The sequence below is a fragment of the Paraburkholderia terricola genome, assembly GCF_003330825.1.
Lineage (GTDB): Bacteria > Pseudomonadota > Gammaproteobacteria > Burkholderiales > Burkholderiaceae > Paraburkholderia > Paraburkholderia terricola.
Genome location: NZ_CP024941.1, coordinates 1,599,455 through 1,621,938, shown reverse-complemented (window position 1 = coordinate 1,621,938; position 22,484 = coordinate 1,599,455). Strand labels below are relative to the sequence as shown.

The 22,484-nt window shown below is 63.4% G+C and carries 20 protein-coding genes, 2 tRNA genes and 1 other annotated feature; of the genes, 9 read left to right on the top strand and 13 right to left on the bottom strand.

All coding sequences use genetic code 11. The features are described from left to right. Nucleotides 1-154 precede the first annotated feature (154 nt). From CUJ90_RS07285 to CUJ90_RS07275, 3 genes are all read left to right on the top strand, one after another. Nucleotides 155-1,135: a quinone-dependent dihydroorotate dehydrogenase gene (locus tag CUJ90_RS07285; protein ID WP_244220014.1), complete on the top strand. Its 981-nt coding sequence runs from the start codon at nt 155-157 to the stop codon at nt 1,133-1,135. A 92-nt stretch (nt 1,136-1,227) separates the two neighbouring features. Beyond that, nucleotides 1,228-2,031, top strand: a complete 804-nt coding sequence (locus CUJ90_RS07280; RefSeq protein ID WP_114162312.1) for a cystine ABC transporter substrate-binding protein — start codon at nt 1,228-1,230, stop codon at nt 2,029-2,031. Between the two features lie 158 nt (nt 2,032-2,189). Further along, entirely contained in the window at nt 2,190-2,849 is a 660-nt protein-coding gene (locus CUJ90_RS07275) for an amino acid ABC transporter permease (RefSeq protein ID WP_073426865.1), read from the top strand. Between the two features lie 38 nt (nt 2,850-2,887). On the opposite strand, the gene lepB is transcribed toward CUJ90_RS07275, so the two are convergent. The 4 genes from lepB to CUJ90_RS07255 all read right to left on the bottom strand — a co-directional run bounded on the left by lepB (nt 2,888) and on the right by CUJ90_RS07255 (nt 6,514). After that, nucleotides 2,888-3,586: a signal peptidase I gene (gene lepB / locus CUJ90_RS07270; RefSeq protein WP_083083571.1), complete on the bottom strand. Its 699-nt coding sequence runs from the start codon at nt 3,584-3,586 to the stop codon at nt 2,888-2,890. A 128-nt stretch (nt 3,587-3,714) separates the two neighbouring features. After that, nucleotides 3,715-4,713: a Gfo/Idh/MocA family protein gene (locus CUJ90_RS07265; protein ID WP_114163478.1), complete on the bottom strand. Its 999-nt coding sequence runs from the start codon at nt 4,711-4,713 to the stop codon at nt 3,715-3,717. Nucleotides 4,714-4,852: 139 nt separating this feature from the next. Continuing rightward, complete coding sequence (locus tag CUJ90_RS07260) at nt 4,853-5,572, bottom strand: FadR/GntR family transcriptional regulator (RefSeq protein ID WP_073426867.1); 720 nt, start codon at nt 5,570-5,572, stop codon at nt 4,853-4,855. Nucleotides 5,573-5,980: 408 nt separating this feature from the next. Next, a complete protein-coding gene (locus CUJ90_RS07255; protein WP_073426868.1) occupies nt 5,981-6,514 on the bottom strand; it encodes a GNAT family N-acetyltransferase in 534 nt (177 codons plus the stop codon). 355 nt (nt 6,515-6,869) lie between these two features. Here CUJ90_RS07255 and CUJ90_RS07250 point away from each other — a divergent pair, with 355 nt between their 5' ends. From CUJ90_RS07250 to CUJ90_RS07240, 3 genes are all read left to right on the top strand, one after another. Next, the gene (locus CUJ90_RS07250; RefSeq protein WP_244219990.1) at nt 6,870-7,922 is read left to right on the top strand and encodes a DUF1839 family protein; all 1,053 of its coding nucleotides are present in this window, start codon (nt 6,870-6,872) and stop codon (nt 7,920-7,922) included. Between the two features lie 1,002 nt (nt 7,923-8,924). Next, nucleotides 8,925-9,659, top strand: a complete 735-nt coding sequence (locus tag CUJ90_RS07245) for a Crp/Fnr family transcriptional regulator (protein ID WP_073426870.1) — start codon at nt 8,925-8,927, stop codon at nt 9,657-9,659. 166 nt (nt 9,660-9,825) lie between these two features. After that, nucleotides 9,826-10,779 carry a glycosyltransferase family 2 protein gene (locus tag CUJ90_RS07240; protein WP_114162311.1) on the top strand — a complete coding sequence of 318 codons (954 nt, stop codon included), beginning with the start codon at nt 9,826-9,828 and terminating at the stop codon, nt 10,777-10,779. Between the two features lie 228 nt (nt 10,780-11,007). Here the strand turns inward: CUJ90_RS07240 and CUJ90_RS07235 are convergent, their stop codons facing one another. The 7 genes from CUJ90_RS07235 to rnr all read right to left on the bottom strand — a co-directional run bounded on the left by CUJ90_RS07235 (nt 11,008) and on the right by rnr (nt 18,046). Continuing rightward, the gene (locus CUJ90_RS07235) at nt 11,008-11,430 is read right to left on the bottom strand and encodes a helix-turn-helix domain-containing protein (RefSeq protein WP_114162310.1); all 423 of its coding nucleotides are present in this window, start codon (nt 11,428-11,430) and stop codon (nt 11,008-11,010) included. Next, on the bottom strand, nt 11,427-11,726 hold the full coding sequence (locus CUJ90_RS07230; protein ID WP_114162309.1) for a type II toxin-antitoxin system HigB family toxin: 300 nt from the start codon (nt 11,724-11,726) through the stop codon (nt 11,427-11,429). Before CUJ90_RS07230 ends, CUJ90_RS07235 begins: the two co-directional genes overlap by 4 nt. 238 nt (nt 11,727-11,964) lie before the next feature. Beyond that, nucleotides 11,965-13,179, bottom strand: a complete 1,215-nt coding sequence (locus CUJ90_RS07225; RefSeq protein ID WP_114162308.1) for a glycosyltransferase family 4 protein — start codon at nt 13,177-13,179, stop codon at nt 11,965-11,967. Between the two features lie 86 nt (nt 13,180-13,265). Then, on the bottom strand, nt 13,266-13,715 hold the full coding sequence (locus CUJ90_RS32325) for a hypothetical protein (RefSeq protein ID WP_152035335.1): 450 nt from the start codon (nt 13,713-13,715) through the stop codon (nt 13,266-13,268). 163 nt (nt 13,716-13,878) lie between these two features. Beyond that, a complete protein-coding gene (rpiA, locus tag CUJ90_RS07215; protein ID WP_073426876.1) occupies nt 13,879-14,574 on the bottom strand; it encodes a ribose-5-phosphate isomerase RpiA in 696 nt (231 codons plus the stop codon). A gap of 65 nt (nt 14,575-14,639) precedes the next feature. Beyond that, nucleotides 14,640-15,383, bottom strand: coding sequence for a 23S rRNA (guanosine(2251)-2'-O)-methyltransferase RlmB (gene rlmB, locus CUJ90_RS07210; RefSeq protein ID WP_114162306.1), 744 nt, complete (start codon nt 15,381-15,383; stop codon nt 14,640-14,642). A gap of 161 nt (nt 15,384-15,544) precedes the next feature. Then, nucleotides 15,545-18,046 carry a ribonuclease R gene (rnr, locus tag CUJ90_RS07205; protein WP_073426878.1) on the bottom strand — a complete coding sequence of 834 codons (2,502 nt, stop codon included), beginning with the start codon at nt 18,044-18,046 and terminating at the stop codon, nt 15,545-15,547. Between the two features lie 303 nt (nt 18,047-18,349). Here rnr and CUJ90_RS07200 point away from each other — a divergent pair. The 3 genes from CUJ90_RS07200 (at nt 18,350) to CUJ90_RS07190 (ending at nt 19,735) form a co-directional block, all read left to right on the top strand. After that, nucleotides 18,350-18,436 (top strand) — tRNA-Leu (locus CUJ90_RS07200). Between the two features lie 185 nt (nt 18,437-18,621). Beyond that, nucleotides 18,622-18,708: transfer RNA gene (locus CUJ90_RS07195), tRNA-Leu, on the top strand. Between the two features lie 151 nt (nt 18,709-18,859). Then, nucleotides 18,860-19,735, top strand: coding sequence for a tyrosine-type recombinase/integrase (locus CUJ90_RS07190; RefSeq protein WP_244219989.1), 876 nt, complete (start codon nt 18,860-18,862; stop codon nt 19,733-19,735). A 31-nt stretch (nt 19,736-19,766) separates the two neighbouring features. On the opposite strand, the gene CUJ90_RS07185 is transcribed toward CUJ90_RS07190, so the two are convergent. After that, a protein-coding gene (locus CUJ90_RS07185) for an IS3 family transposase (RefSeq protein WP_114162305.1) occupies nt 19,767-21,001 on the bottom strand; the annotation gives its coding sequence in 2 pieces (ribosomal slippage) (nt 19,767-20,710 and nt 20,710-21,001; 1,236 coding nt in all). Further along, nucleotides 20,604-20,720: a sequence feature (AL1L pseudoknot), on the bottom strand. (Overlaps the previous gene by 117 nt.) A 23-nt stretch (nt 21,002-21,024) precedes the next feature. Further along, nucleotides 21,025-22,248: an IS110 family RNA-guided transposase gene (locus CUJ90_RS07180; RefSeq protein WP_073431994.1), complete on the bottom strand. Its 1,224-nt coding sequence runs from the start codon at nt 22,246-22,248 to the stop codon at nt 21,025-21,027. Nucleotides 22,249-22,484: the final 236 nt, after the last annotated feature.

The following is a 22,484-nucleotide window of genomic DNA, read 5'->3' as shown; positions in this document are numbered from 1 at the left end:
ACCGGCCAGGCAATGAAACGGCGCGCGCCCGCTTTCCAACGCGTCTCCCTGAAACCCCAAAGCCGGTAAAATAGCGGGTTCCCATTTTCCGGCCGCCCGGCTTCGTCCCGTGTTCAGTTCCCTCTACCCGCTCGTACGCGCCCAACTCTTTCGCATGGACGCGGAAGACGCTCATCACCTCACCTTGCGTATGCTCGGCGCGGCCGGCCGCGCCGGCCTCGCCGGCGTCCTCGCGCCGCACGTGCCGGATGCGCCGCGCACCGTGATGGGCCTGACGTTCCGCAATCCGGTCGGGCTCGCCGCGGGGCTCGACAAGGACGGCGCGTGCATCGACGGCCTGGCCGCGCTCGGCTTCGGCTTCATCGAGGTCGGCACGGTGACGCCGCACGCGCAGCCGGGCAATCCGCGTCCGCGCATGTTTCGTCTACCGCAGGCGAACGCCGTGATCAACCGGATGGGTTTCAACAACGCGGGCGTCGACCAGTTCGTGAAGAACGTGCAGGCCGCGCGCTATCGCGGCATTCTCGGGCTGAACATCGGCAAGAACGCCGACACGCCGATCGAGCGCGCCGCCGACGACTATCTGTACTGCCTCGAACGCGTGTACCCGTTCGCGAGCTACGTGACGGTCAACATCTCGTCGCCGAACACGAAGAACCTGCGCCAGTTGCAAGGCGCGGGCGAACTCGACGCGCTGCTCGCGGCGCTCAAGGACAAGCAGCAGCGTCTCGCCGACATGCACGGCAAGCTCGTGCCGCTCGCGCTGAAGATCGCGCCGGACCTCGACGACGAACAGGTGAAGTCGATCGCCGACACGCTCTTGCGCCACCGCTTCGAAGGCGTGATCGCGACCAACACCACGCTCTCGCGCACGGCGGTCGCCGGCATGCAATACGGCGACGAGGCCGGCGGCCTGTCGGGCAAGCCGGTGTTCGACGCGTCGAACGAAGTGATCCGCAAGCTGCGCGCCGAACTCGGCGAGACCGTGCCGATCATCGGCGTCGGCGGAATTTTCTCGGGCGACGACGCGCGCGCGAAGATCGCGGCGGGAGCCTCGCTGGTGCAGCTCTATACCGGCTTCATCTATCGCGGGCCGGCGCTGGTGGGCGAATGCGTGCGTGCGCTGCGTCAGTAATATAGGCATGAACAAACGGTATTTTGGTTTCGATAGTCTGCTTTGTTAAGCTTTCGTCTGCTAAAACGCCAGGCGAACAAAAAAGGAACACGATGAAATTTGGCTTGCTGAAAAAGGTTGTCGTCGCCGGTCTGATCGGCGCGTCGTTCACCGCCGTCACTTCCGTCACCGCGCACGCGGAGGATCTGTTCGATCAGGTCAAGCAACGCGGCACGCTGCGCGTCGGTCTCGAGGGCACCTTCCCGCCGTTCAATTCAAAGGCGCCGTCGGGCGAACTGGTCGGCTACGACGTCGATATCGCCAGGGCGGTGGCGGCGAAACTCGGCGTGAAGCCGGAATTCGTCACGACCGAATGGAGCGGCATCATCGCCGGTCTGCAGGCGGGCAAGTTCGACGTGATCGTCAACCAGGTCGGCATTACCGACCCGCGCAAGCAGGCGCTCGACTTTTCGCCGGCCTACACGTACTCGGCCGCGCAACTGATCCAGCGCAAGGACGACTCGCGCCAGTTCAAATCGCTCGACGAACTGAAGGGCAAGAAGCTCGGCGTCGGTCTGGGCACCAACTACATGGACATGGCGAAGTCGGTGCCGGGCATCGACGTGAAGACGTACCCGGGCGCGCCCGAATACCTGCGTGATCTGGCCGCCGGCCGGCTGGACGCGGCGCTCAACGACCGCCTGATGCTCGCGTATCTGCTGAAGAACTCGCAACTGCCGCTGCGCACGGGCGCAACCCTCGGCGCGGGCAACCCGTCGGGCATTCCGTTCAAAAAGGGCAATCCGAAGTTCGCCAAGGCGATCGACGAAGCAATGATCCAGCTCGAAGCGGACGGCACGTTCTCGAAGATCTCGGACAAGTGGTTCGGCATCGACGTCAGCAAGCCGATCAAGTAACGGGCGCGAGGTAAACCGAAGGGCGGCATCGGCGATGGTGCCGCCCTTCGCTTTTGTGTCGTGTGGTTTTGCTTGCGGTCCACGTTGCGTATCAACGGCGCTTCGCCCCCTGCCCAAGTTTATGATGTGCGCTTTGCGCGCCAACCCGACTTCCGCTCATGTCCATCACTTCCCTGCTGGTCCAATCGCTTCCCGTGCTCGCGCAGGGCGCTGTCCTGACGGTCAAGTTCGCGGTTCTGTCGATGTTCTTCGGCCTGCTTGCCGGCGCCGTGCTCGCCTTGATGGGCGTGAGCCACAACCGCGTGCTCAACTGGCTCGCGCGCCTCTACGTGAGCGTGATGCGCGGCACGCCGCTGCTCGTGCAGATTTTCGTGATCTATTACGGCTTGCCGAGTTTCGGCATTTCACTCGACCCCACGCCGGCCGGCGTGATCGCATTGTCGGCGAACGTGGCGGCGTATCTGTCGGAGAGCATGCGCGGTGCGATCCTCGGCATTCACAACGGCCAGTGGCTCGCCGCCTACAGCCTCGGACTCTCGCGCCGTCAGACGCTGCGCTATGTGGTCGCGCCGCAAGCCTTGCGCATTGCCGTGCCGAGTTTGTCGAACAGCTTGATCAGCCTGATCAAGGACACCTCGCTGGTATCGGTGATTACCGTGACCGAACTGCTGCGCAGCGCGCAGGAAATCATCGCGTCGACCTATCAGCCGCTGCCGCTGTATCTTGCGGCCGCCGCGATTTATTGGGTGTTGTGCCAGCTACTCGAATGGGTGCAGCGCTGGTACGAGCGGCGCCTCGCGCTGCCCTCGCGCCACTGAGCGAGGCTCGCGTCGGCTAGCGGCTCACTCATGCTTCGCTAACGGCTCGCCATGGGCGACACCGGGTCCAGCGGCGCGCCGAAGCGCTCGAAGCGCGGCGCGTAGTAGCGATCCGGGTCGAGCGAGAACGCCACGCGGCGCGTGCGGCCCATCAACTCCTTGCGCGGAAAGAAACCGAAGTAACGCGAATCGGCGCTGTTGTCGCGATTGTCGCCGAGCATCAGATATTCGCCCGGCGGCACGATCACCGGCCCGAACGAGTCGCGCGGACTCGGCGCATTCGGCGCGAGCCGCACGGTATGCGCGACGCCCTCGAAGCGTTCGGTCAGATAGTCGCCGGGCGAAGCGGTGTCGCCAGGCAACGGCTTTAGTTTCAGCGGCTGATAATCGGCGCGCACGCCGTTCACATACAGCACGTTGTCGCGCATCGCGACGCTGTCGCCGGGCAAGCCGATCAGCCGCTTGACGATCAAGTCATGCGCCGCCGACGAATCGATCGTGACGATATCGCCGCGCTGCGGCTCGTGCAGATGCGCGATCGCGATATGCGTGAGCGGCACGCGCAGATCGTAGGCCATCTTGTCGACGAAGATCCGGTCGCCTTCGCGGATCGTCGGCAGCATCGAGCCGCTCGGCACGCTATTCCAGTCGGCCACGGCGCTGCGAAACAGCACCATCAGGAAGAGAAACGCGACAAGACTCTTGTTGTCGCGCCAAAGTTTTCCGAGCATGCGCATCGTGGACGGCTCCCATGGAAGAGGTTCGAAAGCTGCGGACATGCGGACGATTCTTGCGCCTCGCATGCGCGCGCAAATCGTATCACCGCTAACCTTCACTTGCCCTTCACTTGCCCTTAACGCGCCCCTCACTCTCCCGCGAACCTGAGCCCCAGCGCGGCGCGCGCGGCATCGGCCATGGCGATCATCCGCAGCGAGGTGGCATGCGGCATCACCGGACTCTCCAGTTGCCCGGCACGAATCAGCTCGCAGAAATGCGCGGTCTCATAGTTCAGGCCGCCGCCTTCGAACGGCTCGTCGAGTTCGACCACATGAGCGTCGGCGTAACGGATCGTCGCGCGCGACGGATTCCACCAGGGCTCGTGAATCGTCACATGCCCGCCTTTTGCCATCAACAGCGCATCGCCCTTGCCGTGCAGATCGAGGCCGCAGAACAGTTGCGCGATGCCGCGCTCATGCCGGCTGTTCAGGCTCGCGAAGGTATCGACGCCGGTCGGGCCGAGCCGTCCGAGCGTCTGCACCTCATGAGGCGCGCCGAGCCAGTCGACGGCGAGAAACATTTCGTAGACGCCGATGTCGAGCAGCGCGCCGCCCGCATGCTCGAACGACAGCGACGGATGATCGTCCGGCACGCCCGGCACCGAACAGCCGGCGCGCACGAGCCCCACCTCGCCGATCGGTTCGGCGGCGAGCTGCGCGCGCAGCTTTTGGTAGAGCGGATAGAACGGCGGCTTCATGGCTTCCATGAAGAGCCGTTGCGCGGCGCGCGCGGCATCGAGCACGCGCTCGAGTTGCGGCTGATTGATGGCGGCGGGTTTCTCGCACAGCACATGCAGGCCCGCTTCGAGCGCGGCGACCGCGTAGTCGGCGTGGCTGTCCTGGATGGTGGCGATATAGAGCGCGTCGATACCGCTCGCGAGCAGCGCGTCGAAACTCGCGCACGCCTCGCCGCCGAATTCCGCGGCGAAGGCCGCGGCCGGTTCGGCGCGGCGCGACCACAGCGCGGTGAGCGACGCCTGCGGCACATGAGCGAGGCTTTGAGCAAAACGGCGGGCAATGCGGCCCGTGCCGACGATTCCCCAGCGAATCACGTCGTTCGCGAGGGTTTCCTGCGGTGGGTTTGTCATCGTTCCTTCGAATCCGTGCAGTTCAGAACAGGCGCTATTGTCGCGCACGTCGCCCACGTCGCGCACTTTCGCGCGCGCCCATGAGCGCACCGTCCGTCATGCAAGGTCTCTTAGGAAAGAAGCCGGCGTGCCGCGGCGTTCAGCCACGCACCGGCGGTGGTTCGGAAAGCGTGCTGCCCATCTCTTCCGCGGTGTGGTCGATCATGGCGAGCGACGCGGCTTCCGCTGCTTTGGGATCGCGCCGTTCGATCGCCTCGACCACGCGTTGACGCGCACTCACCGCGCCTTCCCATGCGCCTTCCTTCTGGTTGACGATCGGATTGACCGTCGACAGCGCGCCGCGAATGATCGCGGCCATCTGCTTGAAGAACTGATTGCCGCTCGCGATCACGATGCGGGTGTGGAACAGCTCGTCGGCTTCCTGATAGCCGGGCTCGTTCGGGCGGATCGCGCGGAACGCCTCGAACGCCTCGCGCAGCGCCGCGATGTCCGCCGCGCTGCCGCGCGCGGCCGCCTGCGCCGACGCACGCGGTTCGATCAGGCTGCGAAACTCGATCACGTCGCGCACGAACAGCGGATCGGGCTTCGCGCGAAAACGCCAGCTCACGACGTCCTCGTCGATCATGCGCCAGTCGCTCATCGGCCGGATGCGCGTGCCGATCTTCGGCCGCACGTCCAGCATGTCGCGCGCGAGCAGCATCGACAGCGCCTCGCGCATGACGGTGCGGCTGACGTCGAACTCTTTCGACAGCACATCCTGCGGCGGCAGAATGGCGCCGTATTTCTCCTCGACGATCCCTGTGACGAGTCCATCCATCACCTTGCTGACCAACGATCGATCCTTGTTTGCCTGATCCATGACGACTCTCCCCGAAGCGGTGTTGATCCCCGCGTAGCCTGTTGATAAAACGGCCCTTATGTTTCTTCTATATCGACATCGTTATGCTCTTTCGATACGTTGCTAGCTTCAAAACGGTTGCGCCAGTTGGGGGACTTCCTGACAGGGTTATCCCTCTGAAGAATTGTTTCTTCTGTGTAACGCCGGACCTTTTGACGGACCTTAAGCTTGCGTATCAAGCGTGCCTGCTTCGAACTACTTGCATCGTGCGAAGACGCACGCAATCGGATGAATTGTCTGACCCATGAGCGAATGGCGGCTAGGGGCAGGCCGAAAAAGACTTACGGATCGGACAGCGCGCGGCGCTGAGTTCTGTCGATCCCCATGATTCAGATCGTGTGGTGGAAGGTGTGATCGGCCTTCGCCCCATCACAACAGTTCGACGGTGTCGATGTCCGCCGCGCCGCCGCGCTCGCGCGGCCGCGTGCCGAAGCGCAGCGGGTTGCCGCGCAACTGGCGCGTCAGAACGATGAACGGCACGCCATGCGCGAGGTACGGCCCCTCGGTCTTGCGAAAGCCGAATTGCTCATAGAAGTCGCGCAAGCCGAGCGGCGCCTTCACGCGCGCGGCGTGGCCGGGCCAACGCTCGGCGATCGTCTGCAGCACGCGCTCCATCAGCCGTTCGGCGGTGCCGTCGCCACGCCGCAGCGGGCTCGTCAGTACTTTGTCGATGGTGATGTCCGGATCTTCGGCGTCGCCTGGTTGCAGGCGTGCATAGGCGAGGATCGGCATGGATCGCGTCATGTCGTCCGCCGCGAACACATGCAACGCGTGTTCGTCACGAGCGTCGGCGTCGAGACAAACGTGCGCCTGTTCGACGACGAACACCGCGCTACGCGCCCGCAGGATGAGATACAACTCGCGTGCCGAAAGCTGCTCGAATTCCAGCGTTTTCCAGTTCATCACGTTCCCTTGCGGTCAATGAGTTCAGCGACACGGGCCTTCGCGCGTCGGTCCGTTGTCATGGCTACACGGTACGTCCGCCATAGGCGTGTTTCCGTGCGGCATCGCACCGACGTTCGGCTTCGACACTTCGTCTAATACAAGGCATCGTGCGCGGCCTCGCGACAGCCTCGGCACCGGACTCCACGCACAGCAAAACGCGGCGACGAGGCGCGCCTTGTCCGAGCGATGCGCAGTAATGGCGTCAGCCGCCTCGATAAGCACCCATGCACGCCCAGGCGTCAGAAACGATCCGATGTGTTCGTTAGACGCCTGCCCGATTCGAGGCCGTTGAAAACGACACGGGCCACCCGCCATGAATAACGCATCGCGACGCATCCTTTTCGAACCGGCCGGTTTATCCTCGCTCGCGACGGCGCCCGCTCAACGCGGCACGCCCGCGCCTGAAACCCGGCCGCGCCAGCACGCGCCGCACGCATTGCATCAAGGCGAGCGCGTATGGCAGGAGACCCATTGCTACGTCGATTTGTGGATCGAACTGCTGCACGGCTTCGGACTCGAGCCGCGCGCGGCGTTCGGCTTCACCGTCACGCAGGATTTCGAAGGCGACCAGTTCACGTTCATCAAATTTCCGCTCGATGATCTCGACCGGCTCTACGGCACCCAGGTACAGGAGCTGGCCATCTACGATTCGCTCGAGGCGCGCGTGCTCGCGCAAACCTCGCGCGGCCATACGGTGCTCGTGGACGTGGACGGCTACTACCTGCCGAACACGCGCGCCACGTCGTACCGGCGCGAGCATTCGAAAACCATCGTGGGCATCGATTTCGTCGACCCCGCCGCGCGCCGCCTCGGCTATTTTCACAACACCGGCTATCACCGGCTGGACGGCGACGACTACGACGGCGTGTTCCGCAAGCTGCCGCAATTCGCGCAGCAGCCCGATCTGCTGCTTCCTTATGTGGAGTTCGCCAAGGAGGCGCGCCCCGCACTGGAAGGCACCGCGCTCGCGGACGCGTCGGCGGAATCGTTGTGCGCCCATCTGCGCCGCCGGCCGCTCGCCAATCCGATTTCGCAATGGCGTGCCGCGTTTCCCGCGCATCTCGAGACGTTGCTCGAACGCGGCGAGGCGTTCTTCCATCCGTACTCGTTCAATCTGACGCGACAACTCGGCGCGAACTTCGAGTTTCTCTCGAAGTATCTGCTGTGGCTGACCGCACAGGGCTTCGACATTCCGGCATCGATTCCGGCGGCGGCGCAGAGCATCGCGTCGGAGTCGATGGCGATGCAGTTCCGGCTCCTGCGCGCGATCGCACGCGCACGCCGCGACCTGTGCGAGGACTGCTTCGACGAACTAGAAAGCGCGTATGAAAAGACGCTGCCGCCGCTCGCCGCGCTGGTGTTGTGACGCGCCGTCTCGCGCTCGGGGCTTGAGCGATGCCACAGGGCCGACTTGGAAGCGCGCGGCACGGCCTCGCGCGAGCGCGGCAACCCATCCAGGCCATTCGGGCCGTCGATGGCCTCAACGCCCTCGATATTCGTCTGCTCGACAGGCGCGCGCAAACGTTTCACGCGCGGTTCGAACCCGTCTGTCTACGCGACGGCGGCGTGGAGTGTCCGGCGCCGAATCGCTCCTGCGTCGTGCCGTTTGTTTCCTCCATTTCCTCTCGTTCCCGAACGATTCATTGCGCACGCAACCGACCGCGCGTTTAACGCGGACGCAACATGCGCGGCGCCCCCGGCGAAGTGCGCGCGGTCAATGCGTTATCCGCCACGCTTCAGGGTTAAATGTCCGACGCATCCGGGTATGCGGTCGCGACCTGCCTAATACCTGGCGCCACACGCAGCCCCCTGTCTGGACTGCGGAGTCACTGTTGGTTTTTTCACGACTTCCGAGCCGTCAAAAAGACGATCCGTACGACAGCGCACGCAGTGTACTGAACACATCTGAATCAATTCCGGCACATCCCGGACGCGCCTTCACCACGCCCATCCAGAGGCCATTGCCGCCGCGAGACGGCTCGCTTGAAGCCGCGCCCGAGCGCATCTAAGCCAGTCCGATCAAGGACTTGGCTCGAAGAACCCCGCCCCGCGAGGCGTCGGCGCGCGAGGTCGGCGCTGTACAGAATTGAAACAAAAAGACACGTTTGGCTTCGCGCATCGCTAAGGCTATGTTCGTTGTGCCGCACCAGCACTCACTTTTCCGATCATTGGCACGCTCCTCGCTAAGAACAAAGCGCAACACAGCATGCCGCGAACGACAACAACTGCGGCTGCGTATCAGGCCAAGACGGGGCCGATCCTGTTCATCCTCTTCGTTGCTCGCGGGGCAGCGCTGTTTTAAAGGATGCAGGCGTCGGATCAAAAAACAAGGAAGCCGCGGCACGCGGCTTCCACGCGAGGACCGATCATGTTGACACTCCAATCAGATCTGCACGGCAACCATTTGCTCGGTGCATTACCGTCGCACGAATGGCAAGCGCTGGCTCCGCATCTCGAACTGGTTCATCTGCGTACGGAGCAACTGCTGTGCGACTCCGGTCAACGCATTCATCACGTCTACTTCCCCACCACCGCGATCATCTCCATGCTCTCGACGATGGAAGACGGCAGCTCGGTGGAAATCGCCGCAGTCGGCCGCGAGGGCATGACCGGCGTACCGGTGCTCACGGGCGGCGAAACCATGCCGAACCGCGTGCAGGTGCAATGCGCCGGCTTCGCGTATCGCATGAACGCGCAGGCGCTCAAGCAGCAATTTGCCCGCTCCGATTTTCTGCGCCGCCTGATGCTGCTGTACATGCACGCGCTGCTCACGCAAGTCGCGCAGACCGCGGCCTGCAATCGCCACCATGCGCTGAACAAACAGTTGTGCCGCTGGCTGCTGATCGAAGTGGACCGGGTGGCGTCGAACGATCTGACGGTCACGCAGCAACTGATCGCCGACATGCTCGGCGTACGCCGCGAGGGCATCACCGAAGCGGCCGGCAAGTTGCACGACGAAGGGCTGATCCATCACAGCCGCGGCCATATCAAGGTGCTCGACCGCAAGGGACTCGAAGCGCGCGCATGCGAATGCTATGGCCTCGTCAAGCGCGAATTCGACCGCCTTTTGCCGCGCTTGCGCCAGGCCGAGGCCGTCGAGTAAGCGTTGAATCATTCGACTCCCGCGCTGGGTCGACCAGGTTCAGGAATACCGCGCGATGCCTCGACGCGCGCTTCGTGGTCGCGCGAGGCGGGTTCGCTCCCACGATGCGCATTGCGAGGCCCGCCACCCTGTGCGGCGGCTTTGCCGGCCACAACGCATTCCGACCATGCCACTACGCGAACCGCTGGTGAAAGTCTCCGTGATCGTGCCGACGTACCGGCGCACCGCCGACCTCGCGCGCTGCCTCGCGGCGCTCGACGCGCAGGAGCGCCGCGCCGACGAGGTGATCGTGGTCGTGCGTCACGACGATTACGCGACGCTCGACTGGCTGCGCACGCGTGACGCGACGCGCCCCGACCCGCGCCGCTGGATCGTGCTGGTGCGCAACCCGGGCGTGGTCGCCGCGTACAACCTCGGCATCGAAAGCGCGAGCAGCGACGTGCTCTGCTTCACCGACGACGACGCCGCACCGCATCCCGACTGGGTCGCGCGCATCGCACGCGCCTTCGAAAACGATCCGGCGCTGGGCGGCCTCGGCGGACGCGACATCGTGCATGAACGCAACGGCATTCCGCAGGGACAGAAGCCCTGCGTGGGCCTCGTGCGCTGGTATGGCCGGACCATCGGCAATCACCATATCGGCCACGGCAAGGCGCGCAAGGTTCAGGTGCTCAAGGGCGTGAACATGGCGTTTCGCCGCGAGGCGATCGGCGCGCTGCGCTTCGACTCGCGCTTGCGCGGCACCGGCGCGCAGGCTCACTGCGAGATGGCCTTCAGTCTGGACGTGCAGCGGCGCGGCTGGACGCTGATCTACGACCCGTCGCTGCTGGTCGAGCATTTTCCCGCGCAGCGCAGCGATGACGATCAACACTTCACATTCAACGACGCGGCTTTCTATAACGCGTCATTCAATCTCCGGCTCATCATGTGCGAATACCTGACGCCGCACGGCAAATGGGCCTTCGTCGTTTACTCGACGCTGATCGGCGATCGCGCGGACCCGGGGTTCCTGCGCGCATTGTCGTTGGCATTCGAGCGCGGCGGCGTGGCGCTTGCGCTTCGCAAATGGCGAGTGGGCCTACGCGCAATGCGCGGGGCATGGCAGGAGGCGGCGCGCTGAGCGAACCGACGCGCGGCCTCACACGCGGCCTCACAAAAAGAGGCAAGGCCGCTGCGCGTATGTGGACGCCTATCCCACCGGCGACCGGTTCGATACGCCCATGCCGCGATAAAGCGCGTCAACGCATCACGACGAAATACCGCGCAAAAAAGGGGCTGCGCCGTAACCAGGCGCCGCTCTCTTTTCCGTCGACACCGCACGCGGCGCAAGGCTCGCACGGCGCCGCTCTTACAGAAACGCGCTGACGTCGGTACGGAAACGCTGCGCCAACGCCTTCGCCACCTTTTTGCTGATGGCGCGCCGGCCTGCGAGAATGTCGCTCACCACGGTGGGCGACGCGATGCCGATCAGGTCCTTCTGCTTGAGGCCGTGCGTTTCCAGCAGATGCCGCAACACCTCGCGCGGCTCCGCTTTCGGGATCATCACGTTGTGCGCTTCCCAGCTTTCGATCAGGTCGGTGACGATCGCGAACAGATCGGCAAGCGGATCCTCTTCGTTGCCGTTCAGATGGTCGGCCAGCGAGTTGGCGAGCCGCACCATCTTCTGGTAGTCCTCTTCGTTGCGAATGGGCGTGATCGGCAACTGGGTTTGCAGCGCAGTCCAGGTTTGCGCGATGTCGGGAAAAGCTCCCGGGAGGCGATCGGCGTTCATGAGTTTAGATTCTTCCTCGTCCAAAGGTCGTATTCCGCATGCGTCAGTACATGACGAACGAATAACGACTGCCTGTTGTAGTGAATCGCCGCGACGATGCGGAACCGGTTGCCGCCTACGTTAAAAACCGTGTATTGCGGCGGCACGTAATCCACGCCGGCGAACGTCTGCTTCAGGTCGTTATAGCCATACGCGAGACAAGCCTGCGCCAGTGAGTACCACGTCAATAGCGCACCGCGCGCCCCCGGATGTCTGTTTGTAAAGTCCAGCAACGCTTTCTTCGAAATGACCCGCATCGTATTTCCTCGCACGCATTCGCGCACTGAACATGCGCGATCTGCCTCAAGGCTAAACGCAGCGGAGGGGTGCCGATAGCTAGCCGGATGGCATAGCCAAGGCACCCGGATACGACCCACAGCGGTATGACGAAAACCATTTTATTCGCAAACTGCGAAGTTCGCAACCCGCGAATAAAGAGACGAACTACCTCTTCTTCTATTGATGCCAAACCACGCGAGACCGCAGACGAGCGCGTCAACGTCCCCAACTGCTTTCCCGCGCCGGCTCGCCTGGCCAGGCAATATCCGCGATGGCCACCGGTTCAATGCGCTCCACGAGGCCGATCCGCCGACGCCGGCCGCGCGCCGCGATCGTGCGCGTGACTTCCGCCATGAAGGCGCGGCGAAACACCGCCGGCGAAAAGCGCTCGGCATTCGCGCGGCAGGCCGCCGGCGTGATCTGCTCGCGCAGCCGTTCGAAGCGCCCGATTGCGTCGAGCATCGACACGACCGTTTGGCGCGCGAAATAGACGCCCGTGGGATGCGCGTCGCCCACCGGCACCACCGTTTCGAGCGCCCCACCCTTGCCGAATGCGATGACCGGCGTGCCGCATGCCTGCGCTTGCAGCGCGAGGAGGTCGAAGTCTTCCTCGGCGGCCAGCACGAAGGCTCGCGCGCGTTGCAGATAATCCTTGAGAACGTCGAACGGCTGAGGGCCGAGAATCGTCACGTTCGGAGCGGCCCTGGCACGAATCGCCGCCATCTCCGGGCCCTCGCCGATCACGATCAACGAACGGTGCGGCGTCGCATTGAAGGCCTCGACGATCAGTTCGATGCGCTGATACGGCATATTCCGCGAGGCGGCCAGATAGAAGTCTTCCTTGTCCGTGCACAGTTCGAATTCGCCTGCGTCGACGGGCGGCGGAATCACGGCCGCATCGCGCCGGTAAGTTTTCATCATGCACCGCGCGACGAAATGCGAGTTCGCGATCAGACGGTCGACGCTGTTCGCCGAATTCGCATCCCAGCCGCGCAGATAATGAAGCAGCATGCGCGCGACCCAGGACTTCGGTCCGCGCGTCAGATTGGCCTCGCGCAGATACTGATGTTGCAGGTCCCACGCGTAGCGCATCGGCGAATGCACGTAGCTCACGTGCGTCTGATGCGGGCGAACCCGCACACCCTTGGCGACCGCATGGGAACTCGTGATGATGAGATCGTAGCCGGACAAATCGAACTGTTCGACGGCGAGCGGCATCAACGGCAAATACGCGCGATAACGGCGCCGCGCAAACGGCAGGCGTTGGATGAAGGAGGTCGTGACAGCTTTGCCGCCGAGCGGCCGGCGGTCTTCGAGGAAATCGACGAGAGTGAAAATATCCGCGTCGGGAAAGCACTCGACGATCTGTTCGAGGACCTTCTCCGCGCCGCCTGGTGCGACCAGCCAGTCGTGCACGATCGCCACTCTCATGACATCCCACCTTTAGATAAGCGCCCCATGGCCATTGCAACGAGTGTATGGGGCACACCGTTTGCTGTGCGTGCGCGTGCCCACATTCAACGCACGACAGCACGCGAATAATGAAGACCCGCGCTTAGCCTCTTGCGAATCTGCATCCCGCTGCTTCGCGTTCCTATGCGGCCGATGATCGATGCCTCGTCATTTGCCCGCTCCTCGCTGATGGTTCGGCGGGCGCTGATTGATCCAACGCGGCCTTTCCTTCGCCGATCTCCAGCGCAACAGCGCCGACGCGCGTATGCGCTGCCGTGTCTGCAGCAGTTCAGGCGAATGATCGTCGAAGGAATGGCGGCACGCCCGGTGATCGCCGCGGCCGCCACAGGCGTGACCGGGATTGCGCGGCGGCGGAGCAATGGCTGGCTGGCGAAACCGGAGATGGGGTCGCGCTGGCCGACGCGATCGGCGCATTGCGCGCCGCGCAGGCGCTTGCGAACGCGCAAACGGAATTTTCGGTGGATCGGTGTTTGCAACGGATGATGCAAGCGCATCGGACTGGTCGCGAGCTAGTGCGAGTCGTTGCAACGGGGTGCGGGTAGAACTTTTGCGGGTAGAACTCTTAAAGCGGCTCTTGAAGCGGCTTCAAAAGCCGCTCGTTGAAGCGGGCTTGCCGAAACCGGCCCGCATGCGGCGACAAGAGACGAGCGCGTACGCTCAGGTCCTGCTGAACTCGATCGTCTCGACGCCGCTATCGGAGCCGAGCAGGCACAGATTCGCGCCACGGCCCGCGAAGAGCCCCACCGTCACCACGCCGGGCCATGCGTTCACATGCATTTCCAGCGTGCGCGGATCGCTGATGCGCAATCCCTTCACGTCGATGATCTCGTTGCCGTTGTCGGTGATGAACGGCACGCCTTCTTTCGTGACGCGCACGATCGGCACGCCGCCGAGCGCCGTGACGCGCCGGCCGATGGAGGTCCGCGCCATCGGCACCACTTCGATCGGCAGCGGAAAATTGCCGAGCGTCTCGACGAGCTTGCTTGCGTCCGCGATGCAGACGAACACGTCCGACACCGAGGCGACGATTTTCTCGCGCGTCAGCGCGCCGCCGCCACCCTTGATCATCGCGCCGCTGTGGTCGATTTCGTCGGCGCCGTCCACGTAGACCGGCAGCGAGTCGATTTCGTTGAGATCGAGCACCTTGATGCCGTGCGATTGCAAGCGCGCGGTGGTGGCGAGCGAACTCGACACCGCGCCGCGATAGCGTGCCTTGCTGGCGGCCAGCGCGTCGATGAAACAGTTCGCGGTGGAGCCGGTGCCGACGCCGATCACCGCGCCTTCGGGCACGTTGGCGTTCACATAATCGGCGGCGGCCTGGCCGACCAGTTGCTTGAGTTCGTCTTGGGTCATGGGGAATGCTGGCGAGCAGTAAAAACGGCTAGTTTACCGGAGCGGCACATGAGCGCCGCCTGCAATCACTTCTTCACCGACCGCTGCCGCACCGCTTCGAACAGGCACACGCCGCTCGCGACGGAGACGTTCAGGCTTTCGACGGTGCCCGCCATCGGAATCTGCATCACCACATCGCAGGTATCGCGCGTGAGGCGGCGCACGCCCTCGCCTTCGGCGCCCATCACCAGAGCCACCGGACCGTCGAGCTCGGTGTCGTAGAGGCTCCTGGTGGCCTCGCCGGCCGTGCCGACGATCCACACGCCCGCGTCCTTCAATTCACGCAGCGCGCGCGCCAGATTCGTGACGGTGATGTACGGCACGGTGTCGGCCGCTCCGCTCGCCACCTTGGCGGCCGTTGCGTTCAAACCCACCGCGCGGTCGCGCGGCGCGATCACCGCGTGCGCGCCGGCCGCGTCGGCGACCCGCAGGCACGCGCCGAGATTGTGCGGATCGGTCACGCCGTCCAGCACCAGCAGCAACGGCGAACCGTTGATGCCGTCGAGCAGTTCGGCCAGGTTCTGCGCGAGCGGCATGTCGCTCGCGCGCGCGACCACGCCCTGGTGGCGCTCGGTATGCGAGAGCCCCCACAGACGCGTTTCGTCGGCGGCGATCAGACGCACGCCGGCTTCTTTCGCCGCATGCAGGAATTCGGTCATGCGCCGGTCCTTGCGCGTCGCGTCGAAATAGACATCCTCGACTGTCGACGCATCGTGCCGGATGCGCGCGGTCACTGCGTGAAAACCGTATAGAACCTTGAGACGTGCCATGACTGATACAACCTTTGATTGAGCGCGCCTTCAATACGCGCTGCTGTGATGAATACGAGTTGCGTGCCGCGCTTGCTGCCCGGCCACGATGAAATGCAGACCGCGCGCAACCGGTGCGTCTTGACGCACCCGATGCGCGCGGTGTCAGCCGTGATGCGGCTTCAGCGCTTCTTGCGCGTCTGCGGTTTCGATGCCGGCTTGGCCGTGGCGCCGTGCTTCTTCGCCGCGCCGCGCGCGGCGCGCGCTTCCTGCACCGCCGCGGACTGCGCGGGCGCCGCCTTCTTGCGCCGCCCGACCGGCGCCGGCACGGCGCCTTCGATCGGCGGCAGCACACGCACGCGTGCGCCGCCATTCTCACCGGACGACTTGTCGGCGAGCGGCGTACGATTCACAGGCGGCTTGATCGGCGTATCGCGCACGAGACGGAAGTCGATCTTGCGCGCGTCGAGATCGACGCGGCTCACCTGCACGCGCACGCGATCCGACAGGCGATAACGAATGCCGGTGCGCTCGCCGCGCAACTCGTTCTTGATCTCGTCGTACTGGAAGTAGTCGGAGCCGAGTTCGGTGACATGCACGAGGCCCTCGATAAAGAGCGAATCGAGCTGCACGAAGATGCCGAACGACGTCACGCCGTTCACCATGCCGCCGTACTCCTCGCCGAGCTTGTCGCGCATGAAATAGCACTTCAGCCATGCTTCGACGTCGCGCGAGGCTTCGTCGGCGCGGCGTTCGTTGGCCGAGCAATGCAGGCCGAGCTCTTCCCAGATCGCCACGTTGTTGCCGCGCACGCGGCCGCGCTTTTCGTCGTCGGCCTTTTGCATGGCACGCGCACGCGGCGAGAGCGCCGTGTTCAACTCGATGCCTTGCGCCGGTTCGGGCTGGTACTTGCGGCCCTGCAGGATCGCGTAGATCGCGCGGTGCGTGAGCAGGTCGGGATAACGGCGAATCGGACTCGTGAAGTGCGCATACGCCTCATACGCGAGGCCGAAGTGACCGATGTTCTCCGGGCTGTAGACGGCCTGCTGCATCGAGCGCAGCAACATGGTTTGCAGCATGGGCGCGTCCGGCCGCTCGCGGATTTGCGCCATCAGCGCGGCGTAGTCGCTGGCGTGCGGCGTCTCGCCGCCGGCGAGCGTGAGGCCCATGCCGCGCAGGAAGGTGCGCAGGTTCTCGAGCTTCTCGGCGGTCGGGCCGGCGTGCACGCGGAACAGCCCCGGATGCTTGTTGCGTTTCAGGAAGTCGGCCGCGCAGACGTTCGCGGCCAGCATGCATTCCTCGATCAGCTTGTGCGCCTCGTTGCGGGTGCGCGGCACGATCTGCTCGATCTTGCCCTGTGCATTGCAGACGATGTAGGTCTCGGTCGTATCGAAGTCGATCGCGCCGCGTTTCTGGCGCGCCGCGAACAGCGACTTATACACGCCGTAAAGATTCTGCAGTTGCGGCAGCAAAGCGGCGCGGCGCGCGGCCTCGGGACCCTTGGTGTTCTTCAGCACCGCGGCGACTTCGGTGTACGTGAGACGCGCGGCCGAATGCATCACGCCGGGGTAGAACTGATACGCCTTCACTTCGCCGCGCGCGGTGACGATCATGTCGCACACCAGCACGCAACGGTCGACGTTCGGATTCAGCGAACACAGGCCGTTGGAGAGCTTCTCCGGCAGCATCGGGATCACGCGGCGCGGGAAATACACCGAGGTGCTGCGTTCGATCGCGTCGGCGTCGAGCCCGCTTTTCGGATGCACGTAGTGCGAGACGTCCGCGATCGCGACGATCAGGCGAAAGCCCTCGCCGCGGCCGACCTGAACCGGCTCGCAGTACACCGCGTCGTCGAAGTCGCGGGCGTCCTCGCCGTCGATCGTGACGAGCGGCACGTCGCGCAGATCGATGCGATGACGCGCGTCGACCGGACGGACCTCGTCGGGCAGCTTCGATGCTTCGTCGAGCGCGGCCTGGCTGAACTCGTGCGGCACGCCGTATTTGCGCACCGCGATTTCGATTTCCATGCCGGGGTCGTCGATATCGCCGAGCACTTCCGCCACGCGGCCGAGCGGCTGCGAATGGCGGCTCGGGAAATCGGTCAGCTCGACCACCACCACCTGGCCGACCTTGGCCTTCTTGGTGTTCTGCGTGATCAGAATGTCGTGGCCGATGCGCTTGTCTTCGGGCGCGACGATCAGCGCGCCGTTCTCGTTCAGCAGACGGCCGATCACACGCTTGTTGGCCCGGTCTGTCACCTCGACGATGTGCCCTTCCGGACGCCCGCGCCGGTCGTAGCCGACGATGCGCGCAAGCACGCGGTCGTTGTGCATGACCTTCTGCATTTCGCCGGTGGGCAGGAACAGATCGTCCTGGCCGTCGTCGCGAATCAGGAAGCCGTAACCGTCGCGATGGCCCTGCACGCGGCCCGCCACGAAGTTCGACGGATGGGTCAGTTGATAGAGATTGCGCTGATCGAGCCGGATCTGGCCGTCGCGCTCCATCGCGCCTAAGCGCTTGAAAAATCCCTCGCGCTCCTGGCGCTTGATCGACAATGCTTCGGCGATCTCGTTCGCGGCAAGCGGCGCTTCGCTCGTGCGCAGGACGCCCAGGATTTCTTCGCGGCTTGGGATCGGATACGGAAATTTGCTCAAGGGCTTGTCGATGGTTTTTTCTCGTTGCATGGACGTCGGTCGGCGATATGGCTCGGCTTAAGAAGCGTTGAAATTGCGCTTAAGTTGCACTTGCAATTGCACTGGAAAGACTGCTCGGGTCCGGCTCGTTCAAGGCTGAGTCCGACGGGCGTGTGCACCGTGCCAACGAACTATGCGAGGCATTCTAACACCCGTCTCGCGCGCCTTGCGGCCCGTCAATAGTCGCTGCGGGGCGCATGCGGACGCACGGTCGCGTCGTTTAAGCGACTTTTGAGAAACGCTTGACAGAGGTGAATCTGTCGCTATAATGGCGTTCTTTGCTGTTCATCACCTGCCCAGGTGGCGAAATTGGTAGACGCACTAGGTTCAGGTCCTAGCGGTGGCAACACTGTGGAGGTTCGAGTCCTCTCTTGGGCACCAGATTCAAAGTAAAGCCGCCTGGCATTTTGAGGCGGCTTTACTTTTTGTGTGAGACGCTTGAAGCATCGCTTCGCGGCACGAGCCGCTGCCCGATCCGATCGGGTGATTGACGAAGCAAGTTGTTTGTTGGCGGGGATTGACACGCTGCATCATCCCGATAAAATAGCTGTCTAGCTTGAAAACGTGCCCAGGTGGCGGAATTGGTAGACGCACTAGGTTCAGGTCCTAGCGGTGGCAACACCGTGGAGGTTCGAGTCCTCTCCTGGGCACCAACAGTTGTTCCGGCGTGAGCCGCAGTAGTCCGAGAAACCCCGTAAGATCAACGTCTTACGGGGTTTTTTGTTCTCCAAAGATCCCTTGCGTTCCACTGACATCGACGATTTTTGCGTATACTGTTGCGTATACCAGATTGGGGGCAAACCCATGCCCAAACGCGTCAAACCGAAGTCAGAGTTAGTGTTCCGTGCCGCCAAAGCGGGCGCCCGTTCCTACCTACTCGCGGATGGAAACGGACTAGCGCTGAGGGTCCAGCCCAACGGCACCAAAACCTGGCTGTTCCGCTATCGACGACCGAGCACGGGCAGGGAAAACTTCCACAGCCTCGGCCCCTACCCCGATATCACGCTCACTGATGCACGACGGTCGGCCACTACCGCACGCAATCTCGTACGCGAAGGCATCGATCCGGTTGCATATCGCCAGGCCGAGTCCATCGCCCACAAACGCATGGCCGAAGGCGCCTTCCATCTCGTGGCCCAGCGCTGGCTCGACTTCAAACGTAAGGAATGGGCGGACGAAACCTACCGGAAGGCAGAGTTTGTCGTGCGCGAATACCTGACTCCCGCACTTCGCAACAAGCCCATTTCGACGCTTGCCACGCCAGAGGTCAAGCCCGTACTCGAAGCGATTGCCTCTCATGCGCCTAACCTCGCGACCAAGGCACGGCAGTATGTCGGTGGCATCGTGACGTACGCGGTCCAGAACGGACTGCGGGAAGATGGCGCCGCCTTGACACTGCGCGGCGTTGTGCCTCGCCACAGGAAAGGCCATATACCAGCGATCACCAAGCCTGCGGACATAGCGCCGCTCGTTCTTGCTATCGATGCCTACAAGTCACCCATTACCCGCGCCGCCCTCAAGCTCACCATGCTGACCGGCCTTCGCCCCGGCGTGGTTGCAGCGGTGCCGTGGACCGAGGTGAACCTCGAGACAGCTGAATGGCATGTTGCAGCCGAGCGGATGAAAATGCGGCACGATCACTGGGCGGCGACAATGACTACGTCCGGTGTAGCGACATGAACCGCCCCGGGAATCGTGGAGGCTGGTTGGTTTAAGTTAATACGGGTTCAGCGGCAGCTGTTTCAAGTTGCCGATAGTAGTTTGCCTCAGCTTCGGCGGGCGGGATATAGCCGAGGGGTTCCATCAATCGATGATGATTGAACCAGGCCACCCACTCCAGCGTTGCCAGTTCAACGGATTCCCGCGTTTTCCAGGCGCGGCGATGAATCAGTTCAGCCTTGTACAAGCCGTTGATCGTTTCAGCCAAGGCGTTGTCATAGCTGTCGCCCCGGCTGCCGACCGACGGTTCGATGCCCGCTTCGGCCAGCCGTTCGCTATAGCGAATGCTGACGTATTGGGACCCTCTGTCCGAATGGTGTATCAAGGCCCCGTCGTCGCCCGGGCGTCGCGCGTAAAGCGCCTGTTCAAGTGCATCCAGAACGAAGTCCGTGGTCATCGAGGTGCTGACGCGCCAGCCGACAATACGGCGAGCGAACACGTCGATCACGAAGGCCACGTACAGCCAGCCCTGCCACGTCGAAACGTAGGTGAAATCCGAAACCCAGAGCTGGTTCGGCCGTGCCGCCTTGAACTGGCGATTGACCCGATCGAGCGGGCGCGGGGCTATGGCATCAGGAACAGTCGTGCGAACACGCTTGCCTCGCATCACGCCGCGCAAACCCAGTTGCTTCATCAACCGTTCGACCGTGCAGCGCGCCACCACGATACGCTCCCGGTTCATCTGCTTCCAGACTTTATCGGCGCCGTAGACCTGCATGTTGGCCCGCCACACACGCTCGATCTCCGGCCGCAGACGTTCATCGCGGATTGCGCGAACAGAGCGCCGCGACGGATCACGAAGCTGCGCGGCATGGCGTCGGTAGCCCGACGGGGCAATCCGCAAGACCTTGCAGATCGGCTCGACCCCGAAGGTGTCGCGATGCTGATCGATAAAGGCCTTCAGGACTTGAAACGGCGGTCGAGCTCCGCCTGGGCGAAAAACGCGCTCGCGACCTTGAGAATCTCGTTGGCACGACGCAACTCCTTGACTTCGCGCTCCAAGGCCTTGAGGCGCTCGCGCTCGTCTGAGGTCACGCCATCGCGCTCACCGTGGTCGACCTGGTCGCGCTTGACCCACTCGTGCAGTGTCTGCGGTGTGCAGCCGATCATCGGCGCAATCGATTCGACCGCCGCCCACATCGACGGATGTTCGCTACGCTGCTCGCGCACCAGACGCACTGCGCGCTCCCGGACTTCCGGGGAAAACTTGGTTACCTTCTTGTTCATGGCTCCATTCTGGTAAGAAGCCCTTATGACGGAGAAGCTGGCTGCACCGGATATCCAAGATCCGTGAGGCGTTTTAGCAATCGCTTGACGGTGTTCTGCATGTCATGCCGGGCGAAATAGTCTGCACCGAGATCTGCATATTCCACTCCATTACGAAGCAAGTGCCACGCTGCCGTGAGCATTGATGCAGCCACTGCGATGATTGCCTTCTTTGAGCCGCGCCGCGCCTTGATGCGAGTAAACTGGGCGAACAGGTAGCTGTTCTTCGTACGTACTGCGGCCCATGCGGCAGTCACGAGTGCCGTCTTGAGCCATGTGCCGCTCTTGCGAACGCGCGTACTGCGGCGCTTACCGGCGCTCTCGTCATTGCGGGGACACAGTCCAGCCCACGATATGAGGTGAGCGGAATCGGGAAAGCGCATCATGTCGACGCCAATCTCGGCCACCAGGACCCGGGCGGTCAGGTCACCGACGCCGGGAATGGTTTTCAGCAGTTGAACGTGCTGCCGGATTGGCGTCAGCGCGAGTCCCACCGCCGCATCCAGATCAGTCAGCGCGTGCTCAAGGGCGTCGATGAGCTGCAAATGGAGCGCGAGCATCGTACGGTGATGGGACGTTATGCGTCCGCGCAATGCTTCGCGTAGTTCACCCGTCTTCTTGCGCGCGTGACCTTGCGCAAGTGCCGCGAGCAGCACCGGATTGTTCTCGCCCGAGATGATAGCCTTCAGGATCGCGCGCCCGCTGCCGCCAAGTACGTCAGAAAGGACGCTGCCCAGTTTGAGATTGGCATCCTCGAGCAGCTTCTGGATACGCAGACAATGCTGGGCGATCTCACGCGTCAGTTGTTTGCGTGTGCGTGTCAGATCACGTAACTCCTGGATCGCCGCAGGCGGAACGAAGCTTGAGCGGATCAGCCCATGTGCGAGCAGGTCCGCGATCCACGTCGCGTCATTCACATCGGTTTTACGGCCCGGCACGTTCCGGATATGCGCAGCGTTGCCCAGCACGAGTTCGAAGGAGCCCTCGAGCACGTGCCACACTGGTTTCCAGTAAACGCCGGTGGCTTCCATGGCCACGTGGGAACAGCCATGGGCGGCCAGCCAGTCCGACAGCGCCAGCAACCCCTTCGTGGTACTGCAGAAGCTCTGCACTTCATGATGCGCTGGCGCAGACACACAACGGACGCAGGCGACGATGATGTCCTTATGGATGTCCAGTCCTGCACAGCGCGGATAGAGTACCTGCATGCTGCCCTCCTGCAAGATAGAGAATGGCAGCGGCGACAACCCTCGTTATCGGATTCTGGTAAGCGTGCTCCGGCAGGGCAACATGTGCCCTCGGTCACAATTCGGGGTGCTCGCAGGGTTGCGGGTCCAACTCTCAAACGGGCTCAGTGCACCAGATAATGGGCCGACCTCGACCACCGCTGCCTCATGATCGTATTCCTTCCCAGATCCGCCTGCAGCAGTCGTGCGCTTCATCC

Excerpts from the sequence above, each read along its gene's own strand:
- CUJ90_RS07285 (WP_244220014.1), top strand. The coding sequence starts at position 155 with ATGGACGCGGAAGACGCTCATCACCTCACCTTGCGTATGCTCGGCGCG.
- CUJ90_RS07280 (WP_114162312.1), top strand. The coding sequence starts at position 1,228 with ATGAAATTTGGCTTGCTGAAAAAGGTTGTCGTCGCCGGTCTGATCGGC.
- CUJ90_RS07275 (WP_073426865.1), top strand. The coding sequence starts at position 2,190 with ATGTCCATCACTTCCCTGCTGGTCCAATCGCTTCCCGTGCTCGCGCAG.
- lepB (WP_083083571.1), bottom strand. The coding sequence starts at position 3,586 with ATGCGCATGCTCGGAAAACTTTGGCGCGACAACAAGAGTCTTGTCGCG.
- CUJ90_RS07265 (WP_114163478.1), bottom strand. The coding sequence starts at position 4,713 with ATGACAAACCCACCGCAGGAAACCCTCGCGAACGACGTGATTCGCTGG.
- CUJ90_RS07260 (WP_073426867.1), bottom strand. The coding sequence starts at position 5,572 with ATGGATCAGGCAAACAAGGATCGATCGTTGGTCAGCAAGGTGATGGAT.
- CUJ90_RS07255 (WP_073426868.1), bottom strand. The coding sequence starts at position 6,514 with ATGAACTGGAAAACGCTGGAATTCGAGCAGCTTTCGGCACGCGAGTTG.
- CUJ90_RS07250 (WP_244219990.1), top strand. The coding sequence starts at position 6,870 with ATGAATAACGCATCGCGACGCATCCTTTTCGAACCGGCCGGTTTATCC.
- CUJ90_RS07245 (WP_073426870.1), top strand. The coding sequence starts at position 8,925 with ATGTTGACACTCCAATCAGATCTGCACGGCAACCATTTGCTCGGTGCA.
- CUJ90_RS07240 (WP_114162311.1), top strand. The coding sequence starts at position 9,826 with ATGCCACTACGCGAACCGCTGGTGAAAGTCTCCGTGATCGTGCCGACG.
- CUJ90_RS07235 (WP_114162310.1), bottom strand. The coding sequence starts at position 11,430 with ATGAACGCCGATCGCCTCCCGGGAGCTTTTCCCGACATCGCGCAAACC.
- CUJ90_RS07230 (WP_114162309.1), bottom strand. The coding sequence starts at position 11,726 with ATGCGGGTCATTTCGAAGAAAGCGTTGCTGGACTTTACAAACAGACAT.
- CUJ90_RS07225 (WP_114162308.1), bottom strand. The coding sequence starts at position 13,179 with ATGAGAGTGGCGATCGTGCACGACTGGCTGGTCGCACCAGGCGGCGCG.
- CUJ90_RS32325 (WP_152035335.1), bottom strand. The coding sequence starts at position 13,715 with ATGCGCTTGCATCATCCGTTGCAAACACCGATCCACCGAAAATTCCGT.
- rpiA (WP_073426876.1), bottom strand. The coding sequence starts at position 14,574 with ATGACCCAAGACGAACTCAAGCAACTGGTCGGCCAGGCCGCCGCCGAT.
- rlmB (WP_114162306.1), bottom strand. The coding sequence starts at position 15,383 with ATGGCACGTCTCAAGGTTCTATACGGTTTTCACGCAGTGACCGCGCGC.
- rnr (WP_073426878.1), bottom strand. The coding sequence starts at position 18,046 with ATGCAACGAGAAAAAACCATCGACAAGCCCTTGAGCAAATTTCCGTAT.
- CUJ90_RS07190 (WP_244219989.1), top strand. The coding sequence starts at position 18,860 with ATGCCCAAACGCGTCAAACCGAAGTCAGAGTTAGTGTTCCGTGCCGCC.
- CUJ90_RS07180 (WP_073431994.1), bottom strand. The coding sequence starts at position 22,248 with ATGCAGGTACTCTATCCGCGCTGTGCAGGACTGGACATCCATAAGGAC.